General features: G+C 63.2%; 29 protein-coding genes. 16 read left to right on the top strand and 13 right to left on the bottom strand.

The window, feature by feature from the left end:
* Nucleotides 1-10: 10 nt before the first annotated feature.
* Genes ACM6IM_RS07245 through nirS form a run of 8 tightly spaced genes read right to left on the bottom strand, consistent with a single transcriptional unit; the run spans nt 11 to nt 5,376 of the window.
* The gene (locus ACM6IM_RS07245) at nt 11-514 is read right to left on the bottom strand and encodes a nitrite reductase (RefSeq protein WP_201192000.1); all 504 of its coding nucleotides are present in this window, start codon (nt 512-514) and stop codon (nt 11-13) included.
* Complete coding sequence (locus ACM6IM_RS07240) at nt 489-932, bottom strand: Lrp/AsnC family transcriptional regulator (protein WP_414864659.1); 444 nt, start codon at nt 930-932, stop codon at nt 489-491. The genes ACM6IM_RS07245 and ACM6IM_RS07240 overlap by 26 nt, the downstream gene beginning before the upstream one ends.
* The gene (locus ACM6IM_RS07235; protein WP_414864658.1) at nt 925-1,440 is read right to left on the bottom strand and encodes an AsnC family protein; all 516 of its coding nucleotides are present in this window, start codon (nt 1,438-1,440) and stop codon (nt 925-927) included. The genes ACM6IM_RS07240 and ACM6IM_RS07235 overlap by 8 nt, the downstream gene beginning before the upstream one ends.
* Nucleotides 1,425-1,895, bottom strand: coding sequence for an Lrp/AsnC family transcriptional regulator (locus ACM6IM_RS07230; RefSeq protein WP_192308253.1), 471 nt, complete (start codon nt 1,893-1,895; stop codon nt 1,425-1,427). Before ACM6IM_RS07230 ends, ACM6IM_RS07235 begins: the two co-directional genes overlap by 16 nt.
* A gap of 1 nt (nt 1,896) precedes the next feature.
* Entirely contained in the window at nt 1,897-3,075 is a 1,179-nt protein-coding gene (locus tag ACM6IM_RS07225) for a cytochrome D1 domain-containing protein (protein WP_414864657.1), read from the bottom strand.
* Nucleotides 3,072-3,398 carry a c-type cytochrome gene (locus ACM6IM_RS07220; protein WP_414864656.1) on the bottom strand — a complete coding sequence of 109 codons (327 nt, stop codon included), beginning with the start codon at nt 3,396-3,398 and terminating at the stop codon, nt 3,072-3,074. The genes ACM6IM_RS07225 and ACM6IM_RS07220 overlap by 4 nt, the downstream gene beginning before the upstream one ends.
* Nucleotides 3,399-3,414: 16 nt before the next feature.
* Nucleotides 3,415-3,729: a c-type cytochrome gene (locus tag ACM6IM_RS07215; RefSeq protein WP_192308250.1), complete on the bottom strand. Its 315-nt coding sequence runs from the start codon at nt 3,727-3,729 to the stop codon at nt 3,415-3,417.
* 24 nt (nt 3,730-3,753) lie between these two features.
* Nucleotides 3,754-5,376 (bottom strand): nitrite reductase, encoded by a 1,623-nt coding sequence (gene nirS / locus ACM6IM_RS07210; RefSeq protein WP_225607164.1) that lies wholly within the window; start codon nt 5,374-5,376, stop codon nt 3,754-3,756.
* A 262-nt stretch (nt 5,377-5,638) separates the two neighbouring features.
* Here nirS and ACM6IM_RS07205 point away from each other — a divergent pair, with 262 nt between their 5' ends.
* The 6 genes from ACM6IM_RS07205 (at nt 5,639) to ACM6IM_RS07180 (ending at nt 11,195) form a co-directional block, all read left to right on the top strand.
* Nucleotides 5,639-6,442: a CbbQ/NirQ/NorQ/GpvN family protein gene (locus ACM6IM_RS07205; protein WP_414864655.1), complete on the top strand. Its 804-nt coding sequence runs from the start codon at nt 5,639-5,641 to the stop codon at nt 6,440-6,442.
* The gene (locus ACM6IM_RS07200) at nt 6,426-7,013 is read left to right on the top strand and encodes a cytochrome c oxidase subunit 3 family protein (protein ID WP_192308247.1); all 588 of its coding nucleotides are present in this window, start codon (nt 6,426-6,428) and stop codon (nt 7,011-7,013) included. Before ACM6IM_RS07205 ends, ACM6IM_RS07200 begins: the two co-directional genes overlap by 17 nt.
* Before the next feature lie 11 nt (nt 7,014-7,024).
* Nucleotides 7,025-7,285, top strand: coding sequence for a cytochrome C oxidase subunit IV family protein (locus ACM6IM_RS07195; protein ID WP_414864654.1), 261 nt, complete (start codon nt 7,025-7,027; stop codon nt 7,283-7,285).
* A gap of 119 nt (nt 7,286-7,404) precedes the next feature.
* Complete coding sequence (locus tag ACM6IM_RS07190; RefSeq protein ID WP_192308245.1) at nt 7,405-7,845, top strand: c-type cytochrome; 441 nt, start codon at nt 7,405-7,407, stop codon at nt 7,843-7,845.
* Nucleotides 7,846-7,848: 3 nt separating this feature from the next.
* Nucleotides 7,849-9,276, top strand: coding sequence for a cbb3-type cytochrome c oxidase subunit I (locus ACM6IM_RS07185; RefSeq protein ID WP_192308244.1), 1,428 nt, complete (start codon nt 7,849-7,851; stop codon nt 9,274-9,276).
* Nucleotides 9,277-9,353: 77 nt separating this feature from the next.
* Complete coding sequence (locus tag ACM6IM_RS07180) at nt 9,354-11,195, top strand: nitric oxide reductase activation protein NorD (protein WP_414864653.1); 1,842 nt, start codon at nt 9,354-9,356, stop codon at nt 11,193-11,195.
* Between the two features lie 175 nt (nt 11,196-11,370).
* Here ACM6IM_RS07180 and ACM6IM_RS07175 read toward each other — a convergent pair whose 3' ends face one another.
* Both ACM6IM_RS07175 and ACM6IM_RS07170 read right to left on the bottom strand, forming a co-directional pair.
* Nucleotides 11,371-11,571 carry a protein DnrP gene (locus tag ACM6IM_RS07175; protein ID WP_414864652.1) on the bottom strand — a complete coding sequence of 67 codons (201 nt, stop codon included), beginning with the start codon at nt 11,569-11,571 and terminating at the stop codon, nt 11,371-11,373.
* Nucleotides 11,568-12,251: a Crp/Fnr family transcriptional regulator gene (locus tag ACM6IM_RS07170; protein ID WP_192308241.1), complete on the bottom strand. Its 684-nt coding sequence runs from the start codon at nt 12,249-12,251 to the stop codon at nt 11,568-11,570. The genes ACM6IM_RS07175 and ACM6IM_RS07170 overlap by 4 nt, the downstream gene beginning before the upstream one ends.
* Nucleotides 12,252-12,713: 462 nt before the next feature.
* Here ACM6IM_RS07170 and ACM6IM_RS07165 point away from each other — a divergent pair, with 462 nt between their 5' ends.
* Nucleotides 12,714-13,904 (top strand): NnrS family protein, encoded by a 1,191-nt coding sequence (locus tag ACM6IM_RS07165; protein WP_414864651.1) that lies wholly within the window; start codon nt 12,714-12,716, stop codon nt 13,902-13,904.
* 21 nt (nt 13,905-13,925) lie between these two features.
* Entirely contained in the window at nt 13,926-14,357 is a 432-nt protein-coding gene (locus tag ACM6IM_RS07160; protein ID WP_414864650.1) for a hypothetical protein, read from the top strand.
* 71 nt (nt 14,358-14,428) lie between these two features.
* Here the strand turns inward: ACM6IM_RS07160 and ytfE are convergent, their stop codons facing one another.
* Nucleotides 14,429-15,100 carry an iron-sulfur cluster repair protein YtfE gene (ytfE, locus tag ACM6IM_RS07155; RefSeq protein ID WP_414864649.1) on the bottom strand — a complete coding sequence of 224 codons (672 nt, stop codon included), beginning with the start codon at nt 15,098-15,100 and terminating at the stop codon, nt 14,429-14,431.
* Nucleotides 15,101-15,256: 156 nt separating this feature from the next.
* Here ytfE and norR point away from each other — a divergent pair, with 156 nt between their 5' ends.
* From norR to ACM6IM_RS07115, 8 genes are all read left to right on the top strand, one after another.
* On the top strand, nt 15,257-16,786 hold the full coding sequence (gene norR, locus ACM6IM_RS07150; protein WP_192308320.1) for a nitric oxide reductase transcriptional regulator NorR: 1,530 nt from the start codon (nt 15,257-15,259) through the stop codon (nt 16,784-16,786).
* Between the two features lie 81 nt (nt 16,787-16,867).
* Nucleotides 16,868-17,515 carry a pyridoxamine 5'-phosphate oxidase gene (pdxH, locus tag ACM6IM_RS07145; RefSeq protein ID WP_414864648.1) on the top strand — a complete coding sequence of 216 codons (648 nt, stop codon included), beginning with the start codon at nt 16,868-16,870 and terminating at the stop codon, nt 17,513-17,515.
* 97 nt (nt 17,516-17,612) lie between these two features.
* A complete protein-coding gene (moaB, locus tag ACM6IM_RS07140) occupies nt 17,613-18,167 on the top strand; it encodes a molybdenum cofactor biosynthesis protein B (RefSeq protein ID WP_192308236.1) in 555 nt (184 codons plus the stop codon).
* Nucleotides 18,164-19,399 carry a gephyrin-like molybdotransferase Glp gene (glp, locus tag ACM6IM_RS07135; RefSeq protein WP_414864845.1) on the top strand — a complete coding sequence of 412 codons (1,236 nt, stop codon included), beginning with the start codon at nt 18,164-18,166 and terminating at the stop codon, nt 19,397-19,399. The genes moaB and glp overlap by 4 nt, the downstream gene beginning before the upstream one ends.
* Before the next feature lie 133 nt (nt 19,400-19,532).
* On the top strand, nt 19,533-20,528 hold the full coding sequence (gene ubiU, locus ACM6IM_RS07130; protein ID WP_414864647.1) for a ubiquinone anaerobic biosynthesis protein UbiU: 996 nt from the start codon (nt 19,533-19,535) through the stop codon (nt 20,526-20,528).
* Nucleotides 20,529-20,538: 10 nt separating this feature from the next.
* Nucleotides 20,539-21,429 (top strand): U32 family peptidase, encoded by an 891-nt coding sequence (locus tag ACM6IM_RS07125; RefSeq protein ID WP_414864646.1) that lies wholly within the window; start codon nt 20,539-20,541, stop codon nt 21,427-21,429.
* Entirely contained in the window at nt 21,423-21,893 is a 471-nt protein-coding gene (gene ubiT, locus ACM6IM_RS07120; RefSeq protein WP_414864645.1) for a ubiquinone anaerobic biosynthesis accessory factor UbiT, read from the top strand. The genes ACM6IM_RS07125 and ubiT overlap by 7 nt, the downstream gene beginning before the upstream one ends.
* Nucleotides 21,894-22,049: 156 nt before the next feature.
* Complete coding sequence (locus ACM6IM_RS07115; protein WP_414864644.1) at nt 22,050-23,606, top strand: methyl-accepting chemotaxis protein; 1,557 nt, start codon at nt 22,050-22,052, stop codon at nt 23,604-23,606.
* A 230-nt stretch (nt 23,607-23,836) separates the two neighbouring features.
* On the opposite strand, the gene ACM6IM_RS07110 is transcribed toward ACM6IM_RS07115, so the two are convergent.
* Together ACM6IM_RS07110 and ACM6IM_RS07105 are read right to left on the bottom strand one after the other, a co-directional pair.
* Entirely contained in the window at nt 23,837-24,232 is a 396-nt protein-coding gene (locus tag ACM6IM_RS07110) for a putative zinc-binding protein (RefSeq protein ID WP_414864643.1), read from the bottom strand.
* 75 nt (nt 24,233-24,307) lie between these two features.
* Nucleotides 24,308-24,985: a Crp/Fnr family transcriptional regulator gene (locus ACM6IM_RS07105; protein WP_414864642.1), complete on the bottom strand. Its 678-nt coding sequence runs from the start codon at nt 24,983-24,985 to the stop codon at nt 24,308-24,310.
* Between the last annotated feature and the right edge of the window lie 65 nt (nt 24,986-25,050).

The raw sequence follows: 25,050 nt of genomic DNA, 5'->3' as shown, positions 1-25,050 counted from the left end.
CGGCGTGTGTCTAGAGTGAGGTGGGCGGCAGGCGCAGGCCGGTTTTCTTCAGGATGCGGCTGCTGACCAGCATTTCATCGGCGCTGCAGGCGTCGCCCAGCAGGTAGCGCAGGTGCTCGCGGTAGCTGTCGATTTCCTCGCTGCTGCGCCCGTGCACCATGGCGAACAGGTTGTAGCGCCAGTCGGTACGGCGTGGGCGGCGATAGCAATGACTGACGAAGGGTTGCGCACCGAGCAGCGCACCGAGGCGTGGCATCTCTGCGTCGCGCACATCCCAGACCGTCATGCCGTTGAAGCGATAGCCCAGGCGATAGTGGTTGGGCACGGCGGCGATGCGCCGGATGGCGCCCTCGGCTTGCAGGCGCTTGAGCAGGTCCAGGGTCGATTCGACGCTCAGGTCCAATTGTTCGGCGAGCCAGGCCCAAGGGTCTTCGAGCAGCGGCAGGCCGGCCTGGGTCAGTTCGATCAGGCGGTGGGCCAGGAGGTCTTCAGACCGGGAAATACAGACCGACATGGTAAGTCTCCTCTTTGGGCAGATTGAGCAACGGCAGGCCGGTCAGGGTTTCGATGTGCTGCAGGGTGTCGCCGAGGCGTTGTTCAGTGGCGCAGGCGAGGACGAACCACATGTTCCACAGGTGTTCGCGTCGATAGTTGTGCGCCACCTCGGGCAGGGCATGCAGTTGCTCGGCCACCTCGTCGAAGCGCTCCTCGGGCACCGCCAGCGCCGCGAGGGTGAAGGCGCCGCCCAACTGCTCGATGTCAAACATCGGCCCGAAACGGGTGAGCACGCCGTCCTCGAGCAGCCGGTGCAGGCGGTCGAGCAACTCGCTGTCGCTGCTGTGCAGTTCGGCTGCCAGGGCTTTCCAGGGGTGGCGCACCAGGGGCAGGCCCAGTTGCAGGCGATTGATCAAGCGGCGGTCGAGATCATCCATGGGGATGGGTTCCTGGAATCGTGGGTGCGAAGCGCCCGCCGCATTGCTTGAACGCGTGGGTGCTGAACAGCAGTTGGTGGGGCAGGTCGCTCAGCAGGTGTTCGGCCAGCAGGGTCTGGATGTGCGCCTCGACGCGCTCGCGTTGCCGACCGTGAACCATGCAGAACAGGTTGTAGCGCCATTGCGGCAAGCGCCGTGGCCGTTGATAGCAGAGGCTGACATCGGGCGCGCCACCCAGGCGCTGGCCGACTTCGTCGATCAACGCGTCCGGCACATCCAGCACCAGCATGGCGTTGGCGGTGAACCCCAGGGCACGATGGTTGAGCACCAGGCCGACCCGGCGGAACAGCCCCTGTTCGTGCCACTGGCGCATTTGCTCGAGCACGCCCTGTTCGTCGGCGTCGATCCGTTCGGCGAGGGCCTGGTAGGGCCGCGAAACGTGCGGCAAGCCAGCCTCCAGGTGACGACGCAGGGCGGTTGCCTGCCGAGGGGTCAGACCCGCTTGCATGGGCTGTCTCCCAGGGCGAAACCGAGGTCGATGCGGTAGGCGGTGAGCATCGGCAGGTCCAGCGGGGTGAGGCCGGTGTCGCGCTCCAGTTCCTCGAGCACGCGCTCGATGTGCTGGCGATTGGGGCCGGTCAGCACGAACCACAGGTTGTAGTGATGTTCGCGGGCGTAATTGTGATTGACCTCGGGGTACTGGCTGACGCGTTCGGCGACCTGGTGCAGGCGTTCGGCGGGCACGGCAAGGGCGGCGAGGGTACTGGCACCGGCGCGGCTGTGTTCGAACACCGGGCCGATGCGCGACAGGGCCCCGGCCAGTTCCAGGCGTTGCAGGCAGGCCATGACCTGGGCTTCGGTGCAACCCAGGACCTGGGCCATTGCTCGATAGGGTTCGGCGCACAGCGGCATGCCGTGCTGGAAACGGTCGATCAGTTGACGGCTGAGCAGGTCGAGGTCCATGTCAATAACCCATTTTTTGTGCACGGCTGCTGAAGAAAATGCCGCTCGGCGCGCTGGCGGGGAGGGTGCTGATCGGCTTGAGGCTGTAGGGGTCCCAGACCTGCACCTGATCGCCATCGCGCAGCGACAGCCACAACTGATCGCCCCGCGCGGTGAACTCCATGTGCAGCACCGCAGGTCCTGGGCGCAGGTCGGCGACCACGGCGTGGGTTTCGGTGTCGATGACCTGGACCCGGTCGTTGTCCGGATAGGCGAAGTTGACCCACAGTTGCCGACCGTCCGGGCGCGAAGTCACGAACACCGGTTGGCCGGCGACGGCAATGGCGGCGGTCTGTTTCCAGGTGCGCGCATCCATCACCAGTACCTGGTGGCGCCCGACCGCCGGCACGAATGCCTGGTTGTCGGCGACCGCCCAGCCTTCCAGGTGCGGCATCTTGTAGACCGGCAGCTTCGCCTGGCCGCGCCCGTAGTCGCCGAGCACGCGTTGCACGCCGCGTTCGGGGTGCCAGAGGTCGAGTTGTGCCATGCCGTCTTCACCGAACAGTCCGGCCATGTAATAGCGGCCGTCCGGGGTGATCAGCGCGTCATAGGGTTGTTGGCCAATGCCGGTGTAATGACTGATCTGCGGCGTGGTGCCCTGGCTGAAGTCGGCGATCCAGATCTCGCCGGTATCGAACAGGCTGAACACGAAACGCTGGCCGGGCGCGTCCACCAGCCCGACGGTGCGTGAGCGTTTGCTGCCATCGCCCAGCGGCGTGGCCGGGATGTCCGCCACTTGCTCCAGGGTCCGCGCATCGAACACCTTGACCCCGCCTGGCACGTAGTTGGACACGGCGATCAGTTTGCCGTCCTGGCTGATGGCGCCGCCAATGGCGTTACCGCCCTGGATCACACGCTGCTCGATGCGCTGGGTCAACAGGTCGATCTTGCTTAACCCGCCGTCGCGACCGAATACATAGGCGTAGCGCTGGTCACGCGAATACACCACCGAGGCATGGGACAGGTCGCCCAGGCCCTCGATCCGCGCCAGCGCCGTGCGGGTGTCGCTTTCGATGATCTGCACGCTGCCGGTGGCGCGTTCGACCACTACACCGAGATCGCCGGTGCCCCGCAGCGGTGGTTGGGCACAGCCGGACAACAGCAGGCCGGCGGCTGCCGACAGCAGAAAGGTACGGATCATGGTGCGGGGTATCCCTGGAGTAGGAGGTCGACCAGCCAGCCGATGTCGTCGGGGTCGAGCAACGGGGCCCAGCCGGGCATGGCGGTGCCAGGCCGGCCTAGGGTGACGGTGGCAATCAGGCTGTCCCTGGATTTTCCGGCCAATGCCGAGCGTGTCAGCGCCGGGCCGAGTCCGCCGGTCATGTGCAGGCCATGGCAGGCGCCGCAATCCTGGACCAGCAGGTGTTCAAGTCGGGCCTGGCGCGGGGCGTCAGGCGAGGCAACCGAGGTTGCGCAAAAGAGCAGGAGGGCCGCCAGGACGACAATGTGTCGGTAGATGTTCATGACGCCCTCCCATTGGTTATTTGAGACTCAGTACCCAGTTCGCCAGGGTTTTCGCTTCTTCATCGGTCACCGGATTGGCCGGCATCGGCATCGCGCCCCAGTTGCCTTGCGTACCGTTCTTGATGTGGTTGGCCAGGGTGTCCGCAGCACCGGCGACCCCGGCATTTTTCGCCGCGACGTCCTTGAGCGCCGGGCCGACCAGTTTGCTGTCGATCGAGTGGCAGGCCGCGCACGGCTTGCTCTTGAACAACGCCAGAGCGTCGTCTGCCATGGCCGGTTGCACGCTGAGCGCGGCGGTCAGGGCGAACAGTGAAAGCAGAGTATTTTTCATGGTGTTTCCTTGTATTGATGAAGCTCAATAGATGTCGTGTTGGGTGTTGTAAACGTTGAATTTTCCGGTCGGTGTGATCAGGCGCTTGTCCTTGATGACCGATTTCAGCTTCAGCGTTTTGTCGTCGATCACCACCAGTGCGGATTCATCCGACTGACCACTCCACACGGAGAACCAGACCTCGTCGCCGGCCTTGTTGTATTCCGGTTGCACGACGCGCATCGCGCCTTCCTTGATGCCCGACCATTCGGCAATCGGCAGCACGGTGAAGCCGGCATCGAGCTTGTCGATGTTGAACACCGCCACCGACTGACTGATCTTGGCGTCCGGGTTGAGGGTGGTGTCGACGTACAGGTGACGGGAGTTGGGGTGGGTCTTGATGAACAGCGAACCACCGCCCTGACCCTTGATCGAGGCCACCTGTTTCCAGGCGTATTGCGGGTGTTTGGCCGGGTCGGTGCCGATCAGTGAAATGCCCTCGTCACCCAGGTGGCTGGTGGCCCACACCGGTCCGTAGGTCGGGTGGGTGAAGTTGGCGCCACGGCCCGGGTGCGGGATCTTGCCCACGTCCACCAGCGAGGTCAGCTTGCGATCCTTGGAGTCGATCACGGCGACCTTGTTGGAGTTGTTGGCGGCGGTCATGAAGTAGCGATGGGAGCTGTCCCAGCCACCGTCGTGCAGGAACGGCGCGGCGTCGATGTAGGTGATGTTGAGGTTCTTGATGTCTTCGTAATTGACCAGCATGACCTTGCCGGTTTCCTTGACGTTGACGATGAACTCCGGCCATTCGTGGGAGGCGATGATCGCCGCGACCCTTGGCTCCGGGTGATATTCCTGCTTGTCGACGGTCATGCCACGGGTCGAGACGATCTGTTTCGGCTCCAGGGTTTCGCCGTCCATGATGGTGAACTGCGGCGGCCAGTAGGAACCGGCGATGGTGTATTTGTCCTCGTAGCCCTTGAACTTGGAGGTCTCCACCGAGCGTGCTTCGATGCCCACCTTGACTTCCGCGACCTTGGTCGGCTCCGCCGGCCAGAGGTCGATCATGTCGATGCGGGCGTCGCGGCCAATCACCAGCAGGTAGCGACCGGATGCGGAAATCCGCGAAATGTGCACCGCATACCCGGTCTCGATCAGCTTGACGATTTTCTTGCTGTCACCGTCGATCAGGGCGATCTTGCCGTCGTCGCGCAAGGTCACCGAGAACAGGTTGGGCAGGTTGAGTTTGCTCAACTGCTTCTTCGGCCGGTCTTCTGGCTTGACCAGCACTTTCCAGGTCTTCAGCGTCTCGGCCATGCCCCATTCCGGCGGGGTCGGCGGCGTGTGCTGGACGAACTTGGCCATGGAGGTGATCTGCTCCTTGGTCAGCGCATTGGACGTGCCCCAGTTCGGCATGCCCGCTGGCGAGCCGTAGGTGATCAGGGCTTCCAGGTACGCCTGGCCGCGGGATTGGGTAATGTCCGGCGTCAGTGGCTTGCCGGTGGCACCCTTGCGCAGCACGCCGTGGCAACCGGCGCAGCGCTGGAAGTAGATTTCCTTGGATGAGTCGAACTCGGCCTGGCTCATGTCCGGCGCGCCGGCGCTGGTCACCAGGGCCGCTTTCGCCACAGCGGGAGCGGCTTCGCCGGCCCCGACGGCGTGGCTCATGGCGAGTGTTGAAAACAGTGTGGCGGCAGTCACAGCTAACGTTTTTCTATTACTGATCAGCATTCCATTTCTCCTCAGGCTGGACCTCTTCTATGTGCCCAGACGACAGCACAGGACGCAGGTTCTTAGTGCGTTGCAAGGCTATGCCGGCGCACGCCAAAGGCTGCTTGACGGTGATCAAGTTTGCCGGCCGTGGTGCTTGCCAAGTTGTCGCAGGGGCTCGTAGCGTGTTCCTCGAATCCGTTGTCGAATCAGGTGCTTCATGGACCCCAGCCAGTCACACGCAATCCACACCGAACCCTTCTACCAGCCACTCAACAACGAGCAGGCGCTGTTCGAACAGGCCTGGCATCACGGCATGCCGGTGTTGATCAAAGGCCCGACCGGGTGCGGCAAGACCCGTTTCGTCCAGCACATGGCACACCGCTTGAACCTGCCGCTGTACACCGTTGCCTGCCACGACGATTTGAGCGCGGCCGACCTGATCGGCCGGCACCTGATCGGCGCCCAGGGCACCTGGTGGCAGGACGGGCCGCTGACCCGTGCGGTGCGCGAGGGCGGCATCTGCTACCTCGACGAAGTGGTCGAGGCGCGTCAGGACACGGCGGTGGTGTTGCACCCGCTGGCCGATGATCGTCGTGAGCTGTTCCTCGAACGCACCGGTGAAGTGCTGAAGGCGCCGCCATCCTTCATGCTGGTGGTGTCGTACAACCCGGGTTACCAGAACCTGCTCAAGGGCATGAAGCCCAGCACCCGCCAGCGTTTCGTGGCGATGCGTTTCGACTATCCGCCGGTGGCCGAGGAAGAGCGCATCGTCGCCCGCGAAGCCCAGGTGGACAGCGCGCTGGCGGCGCATGTGGTCAAGCTGGGGCAGGCGTTGCGCCGGCTCGACCAGCATGACCTGGAAGAAGTCGCCTCGACCCGCCTGCTGATTTTCACCGCGCGCATGATCCGCTCCGGCATGAGCCCGCGAGAGGCCTGCCTGGCCTGCCTGGCCGAACCGTTGAGCGATGATCCGCTGACCGTCGCGGCGCTGATGGGCGTGGTCGATGTCCACTTCGGTTGAATCCACCCCCGGGTCGCCCGGCCATTTGCCGGGCGACCTGGCGATGTGGTTTTTCATACTCGCCGAGCTGTCGGTGTTCGCCTTGTTGATCCTGGCGTTCGCCGTGACGCAGGCCATCAAGCCGCAATTGTTCGCCGACAGTCGCGCCTTGCTGGACGCCTCCACCGGGCTGGCGATGACCCTCAGCCTGCTCACCGCCGGCCTGTTTGCCGCGCTGGCGCAGGAACAGGTCCGGCACTCGCAGCCCCGTCGCGGGGCAGTGCTCCTGCTGGCGGCGCTGCTGGCCGCCAGTGTCTATGTCGTGTTGAAACTCACCGAGTACCGGCATTTGCTGGCCACCGGGCTGGGCATGGAGCACAACACCTTCTTCACCCTCTACTGGATTCTCACCGGCTTTCATTTTGTTCACGTGCTGCTGGGCATGTGCATCCTTGGGTGGCTGGCCATGCGTTGCCGTCGCGGACTGTTCGGCGCGAGCAATCGCAGCGGGTTCGAATCCGGCGTGCTGTATTGGCACATGGTCGACCTGATCTGGGTGGTGCTGTTTCCGCTGGTCTACGTACTGAATTGAGGCGAGGGCTTATGTCGGCTTCCCGGTTGTTGTGGCTCTGCTGGGCCGCGCTGGTCATATTGAGCGTGTGCACGGTGTTGCTGGCGCATTCCGGTGCGACCTGGCTGCTGTCGGTGGCCATCCTGCTGGTGGCGGTGGGCAAGGCCTGGCTGATCACCGAAGGCTTCATGGAGCTGCGCCGGGCGCCACGCTTGTGGCGCCGTCTGATGCTGGCCTGGGCGTTGGTCCTGGCGGTCCTGGTCGGGCTGACGCTGGTGACCCTGCGCGGATAAGCGCAATGCTCTGCCTTGCCTATACCCGAGTAAAACCATCTGATTTTCTTGATTGCCATCAAGCGGGTTTGGACCCTCGGCTTCCTATCATGGACGGGCCAAGCAATGAGGAAGCGACCATGTCAGAGACCTTCACCAAGGGCATGGCCAGGAATATCTACTTCGGGGGAAGCGTGTTCTTCTTCCTGATATTCCTGGCCTTGACCTACCACACAGAGCAGACCTTTCCCCAACGAAGCAATGCCGATCAACTGACCGAGTCAGTGATACGCGGCAAGACGGTCTGGGAGCAAAACAACTGCATCGGCTGCCATACGCTGCTGGGCGAGGGTGCCTACTTTGCGCCCGAGCTGGGTAACGTGTTCCAGCGTCGCGGCGGCGAGGAGGGCTTCAAGCCGTTCCTCCAGGCGTGGATGAAAATGCAGCCGTTGGGCGTGCCCGGTCGGCGAGCGATGCCTCAGTTCAACCTGAAGGAGCAGGAGGTCAATGACCTCTCCGAGTTCCTCAAGTGGAGCTCGAAGATCAATACCAATAACTGGCCGCCAAACAAGGAGGGCTGAGAGATGAGCATGGCTAATCCGCATCTGAAATTCGCCTCGCAAGCCGTGGCCAAACCGTACTTCGTGTTCGCCTTGATGCTGTTCCTCGGTCAGGTGCTGTTCGGTTTGATCATGGGCCTGCAATACGTGATCGGCGACTTCCTGTTCCCGGTCATTCCCTTCAACGTGGCGCGGATGGTTCACACCAACCTGTTGATCGTATGGCTGCTGTTCGGCTTCATGGGGGCGGCCTACTACCTGATTCCGGAAGAGGCCGACCGCGAGCTGCACAGCCCGAAACTGGCGATCCTGCTGTTCTGGGTGTTCGCCGTGGCGGGTGTGCTGACGATCCTCGGCTACCTGCTGGTGCCCTACGCGGGCCTGGCCCGGCTGACCCACAACGAGCTGTTGCCGACCATGGGGCGCGAGTTCCTGGAGCAGCCGACCATCACCAAGATGGGGATCGTGGTCGTCTGCCTGGGCTTCCTCTACAACATCGGCATGACCCTGCTCAAAGGTCGCAAGACCACGGTCAGCATGGTCATGATGACCGGGTTGATCGGCCTTGCGGTGTTCTTCCTGTTCTCTTTCTACAACCCTGAAAACCTGGCCCGCGACAAGTTCTACTGGTGGTGGGTGGTGCATCTGTGGGTGGAAGGCGTCTGGGAACTGATCATGGGTTCGATGCTCGCCTTCGTGCTGATCAAGATCACCGGCGTCGACCGCGAAGTGGTGGAGAAATGGCTGTACGTGATCATCGCCATGGCGCTGATTACCGGGATCATCGGCACCGGTCACCACTTCTTCTGGATCGGTGCACCCGAGGTCTGGCTGTGGGTCGGTTCGATCTTCTCTGCCATGGAGCCGCTGCCGTTCCTGGCCATGGTGATGTTCGCCTTCAGCATGGTGAAAAAACGTCGTCGGCAACACCCCAATCGTGCGGCCACCCTGTGGGCCAAGGGCACCACGGTCACCGCGTTTTTCGGGGCGGGCGTCTGGGGTTTCCTGCACACCCTGGCTCCGGTCAACTATTACACCCACGGTACGCAACTGACGGCGGCCCACGGTCACCTGGCGTTTTACGGTGCCTACGCAATGATTGTCATGACGCTGATCAGCTACGCCATGCCACGCTTGCGCGGCCTGGGTGAAGCCGGTGACGAGCGTTCGCAGACGCTGGAAATCTGGGGCTTCTGGCTGATGACGCTGTCGATGGTGGCGATCACTCTGTTCCTCACCGCTGCCGGTGCCGTTCAGGTCTACCTGCAACGCTGGCAGGCCGACGGTCTGGCCATGCCGTTCATGGCCACGGTCGATCACCTGCAAGTGTTGTTCTGGGCCCGTCTGGGTTCGGGTGTCGGCTTCCTGGCCGGGCTGGTCTGCTACCTGTTCAGCTTCAGGCAGCGCGGTCGCGCCGCGTTGCGGGCCCCGGCTCCGGTTGTTCCTTCATGAGCCGGTGTCACGGCTAGAAAAGGTCGGCCCGGCTGGTACAGCGGGCCGTTTTTTTGGTTTCACAAAGGGCACATTCAATGGCCTTTACCGTCGAACTGGAAGAGTGGGTCGGCAGTGTCTGGCACCGCTTCATCACCCGGCGCGCCAGCCCGGACTTTCCCGAAGCGCGCGTCGAGTTCGCCAGGCAGCAACGCCCGCTGGCGCTGTTGTTCCGTGCCATGGGCGGCGCCAGTGGTATCGGTGTCGAAGCTGCCAGCGACCGCGATCTGCTGCTGCGGCGCAACGTCCTGCAGCAGATTGCCGGCACCTGCAAACAGGTGCCGTTGGCCTGGCGGGATGACGCGACGCTGCGCCTGCCGTCGAGCCTGGCGGTGTTTCCCGAGGCCGCCCTGAATGAAGAACTGTATCGCTGGCTGGCCTTGCTGGCGGCACAGTCCGGGCAGATGCGCCACTGGGGCCGCGACAATCAACGCTGGACGCAACAGCTGTTGCAGCGCTTTCCGGCATTGCGCGCGCGTTATGAACGCCTGGTCGATGCGCACCTGCAACTGCGCCCCGATCCTGCCTCGCTGAACCGCAGCGAAGCGGCATTGGAGCGGGCGTTGTGCCAGGCATTGCGCGAGCCGGGCAGTGTCGAGCATTTCCCACGCAGTGAGCGGGCGGCCTGGCCGCTGCCGTTGTGGCTGTACCCGCCGCAGAACCTTGACAGTCCGCAGACGGCGGACCTGGGCGAGGAGTCCGAAGAGTCGCTTGCCACCGCGCCCGGCGAACAGAAGAGCGGGCGCAAGCGCGCCAAGCGAATCGATGACAGTACCCGTGACGGTGGCTTCCTGGTAGTGCGCCTGGAGAACCTGTTCAGCTGGAGCGAACACGTGGACCTGGATCGCTGGGAGGACGACAGCGAGGACGAGGATGCTTCGAAGGTCGCCGACGACCTGGATGAATTGACCCTCTCGCGCACACGCCTGCGCAAGGGCGGCGGGCTCAAGCTGCACCTGGATCTGCCGCCGGCGGATGTCGACGATGTGCCGCTGGGCGAGGGCATCAAGTTGCCGGAGTGGGACTACCGCAAGCAGCAATTGCAGGACGGCTTCGTCAACCTGCAAATGATGGTGCCCCGCGACTGTGAAGCGCAGCCTTTGCCGCAACGGCTCAAGGCCTCGGCCCATCGTCTGCGGCGCCAGTTCGAGCACCTGCGCAACGACCGTCAATGGCTGCGTCAGCAAACCCAGGGCTCGGAACTGGACATGCAGGCCTGGCTGGACTTCCATGTCGAGCGCGCACACGGTCAGTGTGTCGAGCGAGGGCTGTTCATGGAACAACGCCAGACCCGCCGCGACCTGGCGTGCCTGTTGCTGGCCGATGTGTCGATGTCCACCGACGCCCACCTGAACGATGAGCACCGGGTCATCGACGTCGTGCGCGACAGCCTGTTGTTGTTTGGCGAGACGTTGTCAGGGCTGGGGGATGATTTTGCCCTGTACGGGTTTTCTTCCCTGCGGCGCCAGCAGGTGCGCATGCAGGAGCTCAAGTCCTTCGACCAGCGTTATGACGACCACACCCGCGGGCGTATCCAGGGACTCAAGCCCGGTTACTACACACGCATGGGCGCCGCCATTCGCCACGCCACGCACCTGCTGGGGCAGAGCAAACGGCGCAGCAAGCTGTTGTTGCTGGTGACCGACGGCAAACCCAACGACCTGGACCTGTATGAAGGGCGCTACGGTGTGGAAGACACCCGCGAAGCGGTCATTCAGGCACGCCGCCAGGGCTTGACGCCGTTCTGCATCACCATTGACCGCGATGCCGGTGACTACCTGCCGTACATGTTCGGCGCCAACGGCTACACCCTGATCCGCCAGCCCGAACAACTGCCCCTGCGCCTGCCGCAGTTGTACCGGCAGCTGACCCAGCCGTGAAAGCCACCTGTGGGGGCGAGCCTGCTCGCGAGGGTCGCGAACGATAACGCGGGTCGTCAGAATGCCTGCGGTGCCTGGATGTTCATCGCGAGCAGGCTCGCTCCCACAAGGAGTTCTCTGTTGAATGAAGATTCGGTGTTCACCTCGCTTCCCACAGCGCTTGCCCTGGGAGAACTCAGGTCATGCTGCGCGGTAACCAGAAGAACATCGCCACGCAAAACAGGCCTAAACCGACGCAGAACCACATGAACCGGCGCTGCCGACGCTCCCCGGCGCCTGCGGCCGATGCCGGCAACGGCATGCCGCACTCGAGGCATTCGGCTTGGTACGCCGGGTTGGCGTGTTGGCAATACAGGCAGACAGGCAGGTCGCTCATTCGAATTGTTCCAGGCGCAGGCGGTCGAGAATGGCGATCTGCCGACCGTCCTGGGTGATGATGTGTTCATCGATCAAGCGGCGAATGATCCGCGAAAAGGTTTCCGGCTGGATCGACAGGTGGCCGGCGATCAGTTGCTTGGCCATCGGCAGTTCGAACTGATCGTTCACCGTCTGCTGGCGCACCAGCTGCGTCAGCAGATACCGCACGACCCGGTGGGTGGCGTTTTTCAGCGACAGGGTTTCGATTTCGTTGACCCGCTGGTGCAGGCGGACGCACAGCTTGCCCAGCAAAGCGAAGGTCAGCCGGCTGTTGCTTTGCAGCAGGCGCATGTAAGTGCTGTTGGACAACCGGTAGAGCTGGGTCGGGCAGACGGCTTCCGCCGAGGCCACGTAGTTGGGCGTGTCCATCAGCATCATCGCTTCGGCGAAGGTCTGCCGGTCGCCAAGGACCTCGAACACCTTCTCCTGCCCATCGGGCGTCAGCCGGTAGATCTTCACCGCGCCGGCAATCACGAAGTAGAACGAGTCCGCCGGCTCACCCTGGCGGAACAGCGGTTCGCCCTTGTCGATGCTCAGCAACTGGCTGCTACCCATGAGTTCGTTCATCTGTTCGTCGTTCAGCGGTTCGAACAAATGATGACTGCGCAGAATCTGGTGGTGGACGCGGTGAAGCACCATGGAAGTTCATCCTGAAAATTGAGGAAAGGGCTGGCGATCCGCTCAGACGAGGCCTAAAGAAAGGCTGCTGGCCAGGGCAAGGACCGAGGTCAACACCACAAACCAGCCCAATGGCTGAATGATCTTTTTCATGATGACTCCAGGCTATCGAAGGTGAAGGATGACCCTGCTCAGCAAGACCCGGGCCATACTCAAAGCCCTTGTGTTCACTGGGTTCGCTGGTCGGCAGGGTTGAAAACACCTTGGTCGATGGGGTCTTAATGACCACATAGGGTCATTTGTACCTGGTCCGAATGACTCGCTTGAGAGGCGATCGCCAGTCCCTGCACGGCGATGATAGTGGGCACAGCCCTTGCACTCTTGATTTGCGACAAAGGCGCTTGATGATTAATCCCTGATGATTGAGCCCGGATTGACCCAGGCGCTGCGTGCAGGCGTCGGGAAAGGCAGAGGAGTGGCTTCATGCAAGTTCTTGAGCGCAGTAAGGCGCTGGCGATTCCACCGCTGTTGCGGTTGGCGTTTCGGCCGTTTTTTCTCGCCGGCTGCCTGTTGGCGCTGTTGGCGATCCCGCTGTGGCTGGCCGCTTTCAGCGGTTCGATCAGCAACTGGCAACCCGCTGGCGGTTGGCTGGGCTGGCATCGACATGAACTGTTGTTCGGGTTCGGGCTGGCGATCATCGCCGGTTTCCTGCTGACCGCCGTGCAGACCTGGACCAGTCGCCCCGGCGTCAGCGGCCAGCCGTTGGCCCTGCTGGCGTTGGTGTGGTTGCTGGCGCGGGTGGCGTGGTTGGCCAATGCGCCCTGGGCAGTGCTGGCGGTCCTGGAGCTGGCGTTTCCGCTGGCGGTGGCCGCCCTCATGGGGTTCACCCTGTGGAAGGTGCGGCAGAAGCGCAACTACCCGATTGTGGTGGTCCTGTTGTTGCTGGCCGTGGCCGACGGCTTGTCGTTGTACGGGCTGCTCGCCGGTCATGAAGGCTGGCAACGTCAGGGTGTGCTGGCCGGCCTCTGGCTGGTGGCGGCAATGATGGGCCTGATCGGTGGGCGGGTCATTCCGTTCTTCACCCAGCGCGGCCTGGGGCGCAAGGACGCCGTGGTGCCATGGGCCTGGCTGGATTGGCTGTTGCTGATCGGCTCGCCGCTGGTGGCCGTGCTGTACGCCGTCGGGCCTGCGCTCTACGCCAACGTCTGGGTCGGCTTGCTGTTCGCCGCGCTGGGCGTCGGGCATCTGATCCGTCTGGTTCGCTGGCATGACCGGGGTTTGTGGCGGGTGCCGTTGTTGTGGTCGCTGCACCTGGCCTACGGCTGGTTGGCCATCGCCTGCCTGGGCATGGCCCTGTGGCACTTCGGTGCGCCGATCAATTCGAGCCTGGCGGTGCATTGCCTGACGATCGGCGCGATGGGCGGCCTGGTCCTGGCGATGATCGCCCGGGTCAGCCTTGGCCACACCGGGCGTCCGTTGGAACCGCCCCGCGGCATGACCCTGGCGTTCATCCTGCTCAACCTGGGTTGCCTGAGCCGCGTCGCCCTGGTCCCGCTGTTCCCGTTGCCGGCGTTGTGGCTCGCGGGCACCTGCTGGGCGCTGGCGTTTGCGCTGTACGCCTGGCGTTATGCGCCGATGCTGCTGCGCGCCCGGGTTGACGGACATCCGGGTTAAATCCCGGGGAGGTAAGCGTCGATGTACCCCTTTTTATTGGTGACACACCTGCTGGCGGCCATCGCCTTCATCGGGACGTTGTTTTTCGAGGTGCTGATCTGGCATCAGGCCCGTCTGCAAGTGGTGGGTGCGGCGACCGCTGACCGGGCGATTGCCGCGCGCTCGCGCAAGGTGCTGCACGGCGTGGTGCTGGCGTTGTACGGCGCCGGCGTCGGTATGGCGTGGCAATACCGGGGGGCGCTGAGCCAGCCATTCGCCAGTCAGTTTGGCACGCTGATGAGCCTGAAGATCCTGTTGGCGCTGAGCATCATCGGCCACTACCTGGTGCTGGCCTTGCTGCTGACCAGGGGGCGGCTGAGCGACGCCCGCGCCCTGTGGATTCGCCGCAGCATCCTCGGGCATATGGTGTTGATCGTGATCCTCGCCAAGGCGATGTTCTATTGGCACGGTTGAACGCCGGGCGTTGCTGACAAACAAAACCCGCGTCGGCGGATGACTGACGCGGGCTGGGTGGGGCTGATCGATCAGCGTGGGTTGAGGGCGTTGACGAACAGGACGTTGTTTTCCAGGTGGATGTGCTGCATCAGGTCATCACGGAATTCCAGCAGGCCGCGATACAAGGCGCGCCAGGTATTACAGGCATCGGCCGGTGGCGTGATGTTGTTGGTCAGGGCAAGCAGTTTTTCCAGCGATTCGCCGTGTTGATCGTGCTCGAAACGCATGACCTGGATCGGCGGCGCAGCCTGGGGACCGAAGCCTTGTTGCAACATCGGGAAGAGCACCTGTTCTTCCTTGAGCATGTGGCTTTCGAGTTCCTGTTGCAGATCGTTCAGCAGATCGGCCAGGCCGTTGGGGCAGGTAGGGCGCGCACCGTGGACATGCTCGACGCGGCGTGCCAGGCGGATCAGTTCCGGCAGTTGTTCGCGATGGCGGGCGTGGTAGCGGGTCAGCAGGTGGGCAATCAACTCTTGCGACGGTTCATGGCGCCAGTCGTACTGGCTTTCGCCGGCGTCTTGCAGGATGTGCAGGGCTTCGGCGATCACCACCGGGTCGAGCTCTTTGCTCAACGCCGCTTCGCGCAGGCTTTTATGGCCGCCGCAGCAGAAGTCCAGCTTGAAGGTGTGAAAGATCCGGGTGGCACCGGGAATGTCGCAGGCCAGTTGGCCAAGGCTTTGTTCCAGCAAATTAAGGCTCATCAGGGGTTCCTTGTTGCGGTTTCAAACGGTTCCCCGGGGTCATTGCATTCGACGTGCCATAGTTAATTGACTGATAACTATGGATTATTTTTTTGGTGTGGTGGCAGGCACCCTGACGACTCAGGGTCAATACCACCGTAGAGGGTGATGACTACCATGTTGCGTGAAAGCCTGGCGGCCGACCTGATTGTCGAGTTGCCCAATGCCGTGCGGTTGCAGCGTCTGGTGCAGACCTTGCGCGAGTACTTCAACAGTGGTGCCGTGGGGCTGCTGCGCCTGGATGAGGACAGCCTGCGGCCGGTGGCCACCGTGGGCCTGGCCCATGAAGCGTTGGGGCGGCGCTTCGTCATTGCGCAACATCCACGCCTGGCCGCGATCATGGCGTCACGCGAACCGACCTGGTTCGAGCCCGACAGTCGCCTGCCGGACCCTTATGACGGCCTGGTCGATCATCAGGCCGGCGAGTCGCTGTCGGTGCATGACTGCATGGGCGTCAGCCTGTATGTGGAGGGGCGGATCTGGGGCGCGATCACCCTCGATGCGCTGCACCCCGGGACGTTTGACAGTCGTGCGCGGGATGAGCTCAAACGCTGCACGCTGCAGATCGAAGCGGCGGTGCGCGTCACGCGCCTGGAGCAGGAAAACCGCAGCCTGCGCCTGTCGCGCAGCGACCCCCAGGATTTGCACATGCCTGTCGAAGAGGGCGAGATCATCGGCCAGAGCGACGTTGTGCACCACTTGCTCAACGAACTGGATGTGCTCGCCGACTCCGACCTGCCGGTGCTGCTGCTGGGGGAGACCGGCGTTGGCAAGGAGCTGTTCGCCCGGCGCTTGCATCGTCTGTCGCGGCGCAGTCACAAGCCGCTGATCCAGGTCAACTGCGCGGCGTTGCCGGAGTCACTGGCCGAGAGTGAATTGTTTGGCCATGTCAAAGGGGCCTTTTCCGGTGCCACCAGTGACCGCGCCGGCCGCTTCGACGCCGCCAACGGCGGCACGCTGTTTCTCGATGAAGTCGGTGAGTTGCCCTTGAGCGTGCAGGCGAAACTGCTGCGCACCTTGCAGAACGGCGAGATCCAGCGCCTGGGCGCGGACCAGCCGCTGCATGTCGACGTGCGGATCATCGCCGCCACCAACCGCCACTTGCCGGACAGCATCCGCGACGGCCTGTTTCGCGCCGACCTGTACCACCGGCTCTCAGTGTACCCGGTGCCGATCCCGGCCTTGCGCGAACGTGGCAACGACGTGTTGATGCTGGCCGGGCATTTCCTCGAACTCAATCGGGCACGGCTCGGCCTGCGCGGCTTGCGCCTGTCACCCGCCGCTGAACGGGCGCTGCTGGCGTACAGTTGGCCGGGCAATGTGCGCGAGCTGGAGCACGTCATCAGCCGCGCCGCCTTGAAGGAACTCAGTCGTGGCACCAGTCGCGCGTTGATCATCACGCTGGAGCCCCAGGTGCTCGATCTTGACAGTGCAATGGGCACCCAAAGCGTGGTCGCCGAGCAGCCGCAGGAAGAGGCGAACGACGTGCCGTTCCAGGCCCTGAGCGACGCGGTGGACGAGTGCCAGCGACAGAAAATCCTGCATTCCCTGCGCCTGGCCGACGACAACTGGGCGCGTGCCGCGCGGATGCTGGAGGTCGACGCGAGCAACCTGCACAAGCTGGCCCGGCGCCTGGGGCTCAAGTAAGCGAGGCGCGATTGATGGCGGTCAAGGTGGTTTCGCCCGGTGCCTCGCACACTGGGCAGAAAACCACCGGAGAACCTCGACATGACGCTTTCCCTGGCGCAAATGCGCCGTAACTACACGCTGTTTGGCTTGCAGGACGAACAGGCGCTGGAGGACCCACTGGCAATGTTCCGCCAGTGGCTGCAACAGGCCCGCGAGACTGAGCAGGCGCCGGTCGAAGCCAACAGCATGATGCTGGCCACCGTCGACCATGAAGGCCGGCCGCATTGCCGGGTGCTGTTGCTCAAAGGCCTGAGCGACGAAGGTTTTACTTTTTTCGGCAATTACCAGAGCGACAAGGGCCAGCAATTGGCCGCCAACCCGCAGGCCGCCATGACTTTTTTCTGGCCGGGGCTGGAGCGCCAGGTGCGCATTGAAGGGCAGGTATCGAAGCTCGACCCGGCGTTGTCGGACGCCTACTTCGACAGCCGCTCGGTGGCCAGTCGCCTCGGGGCCTGGGCGTCTCCGCAGAGTCGCCCGCTGGCCAGCCGTGCCGCGCTGGATCAACTGCTGGCGCAAACCACCAAGCGATTTGTCGACGAGCCCGTCGTACGTCCCGAACACTGGGGTGGTTATTGCCTGCACCCCGAGCGTCTGGAGTTCTGGCAGGGGCGCGCCGACCGCCTGCATGACCGCGTCGATTATCGCCTGCACGACGGCCACTGGCGTCGCAGCCGGCTGGCGCCATGAACCCGGTTTGCCTGTCGAGGTACCTCCTTGGAGGAATAGGCCAGGCTGCCAATCCGGTTCAGGCTTGTCCCAATCATTATTCATGGGAGGCTTGAACATGGCCCATCTGGCGCAACGCACCTTCGAACCGCTGAACATTGCGGTGCTGACCATCAGCGATACGCGGACCTTCGACACCGACACCTCGGGACAGACCCTGGCCGACCTGCTGCAAACGGCCGGGCACCGGTTGATCGATCGCGACCTGGTCAAGGACGACATCTATCAGATCCGCGCCACCGTGTCCCGCTGGATCGCCGACCCCCAGGTGCAAGTCATCCTGATGACGGGCGGCACCGGCTTCACCGCTCGCGACAACACCCCGCAAGCGGTCGTGCCGCTGTTGGACAAACACGTGGAAGGCTTTGGCGAACTGTTCCGCCAGGTGTCGCTGGAAGAGATCGGCATGTCCAGTCTGCAATCCCGGGCCCTGGCCGGCATGAGCAACGGCGTGCTGGTGTGTTGCGTGCCCGGTTCGCCGGGGGCCTGCCGCACCGCCTGGAACAAAATTCTCGTGGAGCAGCTGGACAGCCGCACCGGCCCGTGCAATTTCGCGCCGCACTTGAAAGCGCAGTCGCAGAGAGTGATCGACGCTTGCGAGACGCGCTCGTGAGCGGGCGGGTGTGTGACCTCGGGCACCTGATGCCGGTGGACGAGGCCATCGGCCGATTGCTGGAGCAGGTGCCGCCGCCCCCACTGGCGCAGATGATAGCGCTGGATCAAGCCATCGGCCGTGTGCTGGCGGCGGACATCCTGTCCCCGGTGCACCTGCCGGCCTGGGACAACAGCGCCATGGACGGTTATGCCCTCAGGGCTTCGGACCTGCCCCCGGAGGGCGGCTACCTGCTGATGGGCGGGCGCATTGCGGCGGGTGATCCGCCAGGCCCGGCCTTGCTCGCGCAGCACGCGGTGCAGATTTTTACCGGCGCGCCGCTGCCCGTCGGCGCCGATACGGTGGTGCCACAGGAGCGTTGTCGGGTCGAGGGCGAGGGCGTGTGGTTCCCGCCGGTGAACCTGGGCGATCACGTGCGCAAGGAGGGCGAAGAGATCCGGCGCGGCGCCTTGTTGCTCGCGAAGGGCAAACGCCTGCGCGCTCAGGAACTGGGGCTGCTGGCCGGCGCCGGTGTAACGCGGGTCGAGGTCTACCGGCCGTTGCAGGTCGGCCTGCTCAGCAGTGGTAACGAGCTGCGCGAGCCCGGCGAGTCGCTGGAACCGGGGCAGATCTACAACAGCAACCGCTACCTGCTCGCCGCGTTGTTGCGCGGCTGGGGCGTCGAGGTGCACGACTACGGGGTCATGGCCGATGACCTGGCGATCAGTCGCCAGACCCTGAGCCGGGCCGCCTCAAGGTGCGATCTGCTGCTGAGTTCCGGCGGCGTGTCGGTCGGCGAGGAAGATCATCTCAAGCAGGCGATCAAGGCAACGGGCCGCGTGGATTTCTGGCGGTTGGCAATACAGCCCGGCAAGCCGCTGGCCTTTGGCGAAGTGCTCGGCAAACCCTGGATCGGCATGCCGGGCAATCCTTCGGCGGCGTTGATTACCGCTTTGGTGGTGGTGCGGCCGTTCCTGCTCCGGGCGCAAGGGGTGAGTGAGGTGTTGCCGGTGCCATTGGCCGTGTCCGCCGGGTTCGACTGGGAGCAGCGCAACAAGCGTCGGCAATACCTGCGGGCACGCCTTGTACCTGATGCCGAAGGCCGGTTGAGCGTGGCGCTGCACCCTCAGCAAAGCTCGGCGATGTTGATGGCCGCCTGTTGGGCCGACGGCCTGGCGGTGATCGAGCGTGAAACCCAAGTGCTCAAGCACGACAACGTGATGTTCCTGCCTTTCGCCAGCCTGACGCAGTGAAGGCAATTGATTGTCGTCAAGGTCGTTCCTGCCGGTCTGGCTAGACTGGCAGCGCCTTTTCAGGTTGGTTGCGGACCCTCGCGCCACAGGCACCAGACGACGGTCCGCAGGCGTTTCTTCACGAGGATTACCCATGCAACTGGTCTGCCCGGCAGGGAACCTGCCTGCGCTTAAAGCGGCGGTGCGCCAAGGCGCCGATGCCGTGTACGTCGGCTTTCGCGATGACACCAATGCCCGGCATTTTGCGGGGCTGAACATGGACGACAAACAGTTCGACGCCGCCGTCGCCCATATCCATCAACACCAGCGAAAAATCTACGTCGCGGTGAACACCTACCCGCAACCCAAAGGCTGGGAACGCTGGCAGCGGGCGGTGGACCGTGCCGCCGATTTCGGCGTGGATGCGTTGATTGCCGCCGACCCCGGAGTGCTCAACTACGCCAGCAAGCGTCATCCGCAACTGGCCTTGCACCTGTCGGTCCAGGGCTCGGCAACCAATGCCACGGCGTTGGCGTTCTATGCGCAGCGCTACGACATCCGTCGCGCGGTGTTGCCGCGCGTGTTGTCGCTGGCCCAGGTGCGCCAGGTCGCCGCGAGCAGTACGGTGCCGATCGAGGTCTTCGGTTTCGGCAGCCTGTGCATCATGGCGGAAGGGCGTTGCCATCTGTCTTCCTACATCACCGGCGAGTCGCCGAACCTGTGCGGCGTCTGCTCGCCGGCCAAGGCTGTGCGCTGGAGTGAGGATGCCGATGGCTTGAGCGCGCGCCTCAGCGAAGTGCTGATCGACCGCTACACCCCTGACGAACCGGCCGGCTATCCGACCTTGTGCAAGGGTCGTTTCCTGGTCGAGGGCAAACGCTTCCATGCCCTGGAGGAACCCACCAGCCTCGACACCTTGGACCTGCTTCCCGAGCTCACGGCCATCGGTGTCGAAGCGGTGAAAATCGAAGGTCGCCAACGCAGCCCGGCGTATGTCGAGCAGGTCACCCGGGTCTGGCGCGCCGCCCTGGATGCCCATCGCGGGGCACCGAGCAGTTTTCGGGTCAAGGAGGAATGGCGCAAGGTGCTGGCCGGTCTGTCCGAAGGCAGCCAGACCACCCTGGGTGCTTATCATCGATCATGGCAATGAGGGGGAGAACATGAAACTCAGCCTTGGACCGGTTCTGTTTTATTGGGACAAAACACAACTCGGCAACTTCTACGCCGAGATGTCGAGCCAGCCTCTGGATGTGATTTACCTGGGAGAGACCGTGTGCTCGAAACGCCGGGCGTTTTCCCTCGACCAGTGGCTGGGATTGGGCCGCGAGTTGCAGGAATGCAGTCAGGCGCAGTTGGTGATGTCCAGCCTGACGCTGATCGAAGCGGCGTCCGAACTGTCCAGTGTGCGACGCCTGTGCGACAACGGCCAGTTGCTGGTGGAAGCCAACGACATGAGCGCGGTGCAGTTCCTCGCCGAGCGCAAGTTGCCGTTCGTGGGTGGGCCGGCGCTCAATCTGTACAACGGCCATTCGCTGGGGCAAATGCTCGACAGCGGCATGACGCGCTGGGTGCCGCCGGTGGAGTGCTCGGCGGCACTTATCCGCGATGTCGTCGAGCAGGTGCGTGAACTGGGGCATGCGGTGCCTGAAGTGGAGATCTTCGCCTATGGGCATTTGCCCCTGGCTTATTCCGCGCGCTGCTTCACTGCACGGGCGGAAAACCGACCCAAGGACGACTGCCAGTTCTGCTGCCTCAACTACCCCGACGGCCTGGCGTTGACCAGTCAGGAAGGGCAGGCGCTGTTTACCCTCAACGGGATCCAGACTATGTCGGCGGAGGTCACCAACCTGCTTGCCGATTACCCCGGCCTGGTGGCCTGTGGCGCCGACCTGCTGCGCCTGAGTCCGCGGGCCCAGGGCATGGCGGAGGTCATTGCGGCCTATCAGCGCGTGCGCTCGGGTGAAGCGCCGCCGCTGTTCGTCGACGGCTGTAACGGTTACTGGCATGGCCAGCCCGGCATGTTGCGCGTCGAGGAGGTGGGCCTGTGCTGAACCGGAAAAAGTGGTTGTTGAAGGGCGCCGACCGGCTGTTGCCGCTGGTGCGCCGTGTGCCTTTTGTCGTGCAGCGCCTGGCGTTGCAACAGGCACTGAATCGCTGCCTCGCCGAGCCACTGCGCGACGGTGAGTTCGAAATGCTGCGCGGGCGCTGGTTATGCCTGCGCATTCCGGACCTGCGCCTGTCCTGGTTCATGACCCTCAACCGCGAAGGCCTGCGGATCGCCGAACACGCCACCGCGCACGTGACCATCAGCGGCAACTGGCGAGAATTCCTGCTGCTGGCCAGCCGCCAGGAAGACCCGGACACCCTGTTTTTCCGCCGGCGTCTGGTGATCGAGGGCGACACCGAACTGGGGCTGGCCCTGAAAAACCTGATCGACAGCCTCGACCCGGACGTCCTGCCAGTGTGGCTGTGGCGAAATCTTGAGCGGGCAGGGAAGGGTTTGGCAGCGCAGTAGAACCTTGTGGGAGCGAGCCTGCTCGCTCCCACAATGTGCAATGTCCGCATGTGCTGCTAGTGAAATATATACACACATATAATTGACTAAAGTCTACTACAGAGAAAAACACCGGGACCGATACCGACTTCAACTAGTGACGCACTTGGAGTCTGTATGTTTGTCTGGATCAGGAATATCCGTGTAGGTGCCAAATTGGCACTGGGTTTTGGCCTTGTATTAGGCTTGGTCATACTGTTGGTGATCGCCGGTTGGCATGCGTTGAACACGCTGACGGAGCGGGGCGCCAAGATCGAGGACATTGTAAAGGTCGGTGAATACACCCGAGAGTTGCGTATCGAGCGCATGCGCGCGGGCAATAGCACCCAGGCCGAGGCGCTGCAGCCGGTGCGCAAGGTGCTCGAGCGGCTGACCCTTCATTTGCAGAGTATTCAGGGACACTTCAGTACGCCGACCGATCGGAAGTTACTGGCGGAGCAAATTGACGTTGTCAACGAGTACACCCAGCAGTTGTCGCAACTGGGCCAGTCCTCTATCGATACCAAGCCTTTGTACAGTCGAATGGCGCAATTAGGCGATCGTCTACTTATAACTTCCCAGGAACTGATTGACGCGCAGAATATCAAGCGTGATAACGATTCGACGTTTGCCAAGTCGTTACTCGTCGGGATTGGAATACTTGCGTTATTGATCGGTGTCTTGACGGCGTGGCTGATCACCCGGCAAATCGTCAACCCTCTGCAACACACCCTTGCAGCGATGTCGCGCGTGGCGCTCGGTGACCTGAGCCACGATGTGAAGATTGACCGGCGCGATGAGCTGGGCCAACTGCAATCCAGCCTGCAGCAGATGACGCTGGCCTTGCGTGAGTTGATCGGCGGGATTCGCCACAGTGTCGTCCAGATGGCCAGCGCCGCCGAGCAGTTGTCTGCGGTGACCGAACAGACCAGTGCCGGGGTCAACAGCCAGAAGTTGGAAACCGATCACGTCGCCACCGCCATGAACGAGATGACCGCCACCGTGCAGGATGTGGCGCGCAACGCCGAAGAAGCTTACCGGGCCGCGACCGTTGCCGATCAGTTGGCCAGCCAGGGCGAACAAGTGGTGGGCGATGCCATCGAACGCATTGAGCGCCTGGCGGTGGAAGTCGGTAGCTCGGCGCAGGCGGTGCTCCATCTGAAGGGGCAGAGTGACAAGATTGGCGGTGTGCTGGATGTGATCAAGGCCGTGGCGCAGCAAACCAACTTGCTGGCACTGAACGCGGCCATTGAAGCCGCCCGCGCGGGCGAGGCCGGGCGTGGTTTTGCCGTGGTGGCCGACGAGGTGCGTAACCTGGCCCGGCGCACCCAACAGTCCACCGAGGAAATCGAAAGCCTGATCGTCGGCATACAGAGCAGCACCCAGGCCGTGTCCCTGAGCATGGACACCAGCCTGGACATGAGCAAAAGCAGCGTGGAGTTCACACGCCTGGCGGTTGATTCGCTCGAGAGCATCACGCGTACGGTCTCGACCATCCAGGCCATGAACCAGCAGATCGCCACCGCGGCGGAAGAACAGAGCGCGGTTGCCGAAGAGATCAATCGCAGCGTGATCAACGTGCGTGACATTTCCGACCAGACCGCCAGCGCCAGTGAGGAAACGGCCTCATCCAGCATCGAACTGGCGCGCCTTGGCCATGAGCTGGAAGGGCTCGTGGGCCGATTCACGGTGTGACCCGTGGGAAGGCGCTTGCTCGCGAAAGCGGTTGACCCGTCGACACCACCGTTGAATGTGCCGAAGTCATCGCGAGCAGGCTCGCTCCCACGAGGTCCTGGGTTGTAGTGAAGACAGTGTAATTCCCGAAACTGTGGGAGCGAGCCTGCTCGCGATAGCGGTGTAGCCTTCGACATCCCTGTTGAATGTGTCACCGCCTTCGCGAGCGAGACCGTTCCCACAAGGGAATTTCATTGGGCCTGGGCGCGGGGCTCGTGCTGGCGGGCGTCGCTGGCAATCAGTTGTTTGATGCCTTCGAACAACGAGTCACTCTGTTCCTGCGTGCAGTCCTCGCCATAGCGCTTGCGCAAGCCGTAATGGCTGAGAATCAGATGCACATCGGCGTGCAACCCATGCTGTTTCAGGCAATTCTCCACGCATTGCAGCGGGCACCCATCCAGTGCGTAGATCCGGCGCCCCGAGCGCGCCTTGTTGACCAGCGAGCTCACGTGCCCGCCAAGGCCGGCGATGCAGGACATTTCCGCCACTCCGCTGCGGTCCAGGCGCACAGCCAGGGTATTGGCCAGTTGGGCGACGTTGGAGCAGCCCGAGCAGGCGTAAACCAGAGGCAGGGTTGAGGCGGACATGGAGATTCTCCTGAGGTGGACCGCTCCAGTGTGCAAGGTGCGCAGCGTTACACAATTGATTGCAATCAATTACGCCTACTGGAACGCCGCCAACGCCTCTTCGTCCGCCAGGAGGCGGATGTTGCGCCGCTCCATCGCGATCAGCTCGCACTCGACCAGCCGATGCAGAATCCGCGAGAAGGTCTCCGGCTGGATGCCCAGCTTCGACGCGACCAGGCGCTTGGACACTTGCAGGACGATCTGGCCGGTGACGGGGTGGCGTTCCTGGAGCAGGAAGTTGATCACCCGGCGGCTCGCGCTGGCCATGGTCAGGGTGTCGATGTCGCGCAGACGCAGGTGCAGGTGAATGCTCATGCTCGCCAGGATCGCCAGGCAGACTTTCGGCTGGTCTTCCAGGGCATTGCGATAGTGCTGGCCGTCGATGGTCACCAGTACGCTGTCCTTCAGCGCCGTGGCGCTCACCGGGTAGAGGCGGGCCTGGCTGAACAGCAGGGCTTCGGCGAACGTCTGGCCTGGCTGGATGATTTCCACCAGGTTTTCCTGGCCTTCGCCGGTCAGGCGGTACAGTTTGATCTGGCCGCTGATCAGCAGGAAAAAACGCTTGGCCGGGTCGCCCTGGTGCATGAGCGTGCTGTGGCAACTCAGGCGCTTGAGCATCGCCAGGGAACAGACTTCCTCGAAGCCTTTCTCCGGCAGTTGGCTGAACAGGTGATGACGGCGCAACGTTAGAACAATCGATGGGTGGGTCAGCATGGCGTACCTCCGCTGTCGCTCATAGTAAAGAGCGCAGGCCCGTTGACCTATGCCTCTGCCGGCCT

This window comes from Pseudomonas sp. IT-P12 (assembly GCF_949767465.1).
GTDB lineage: Bacteria > Pseudomonadota > Gammaproteobacteria > Pseudomonadales > Pseudomonadaceae > Aquipseudomonas.
This window is presented reverse-complemented; position numbering and strand designations above follow the sequence as displayed.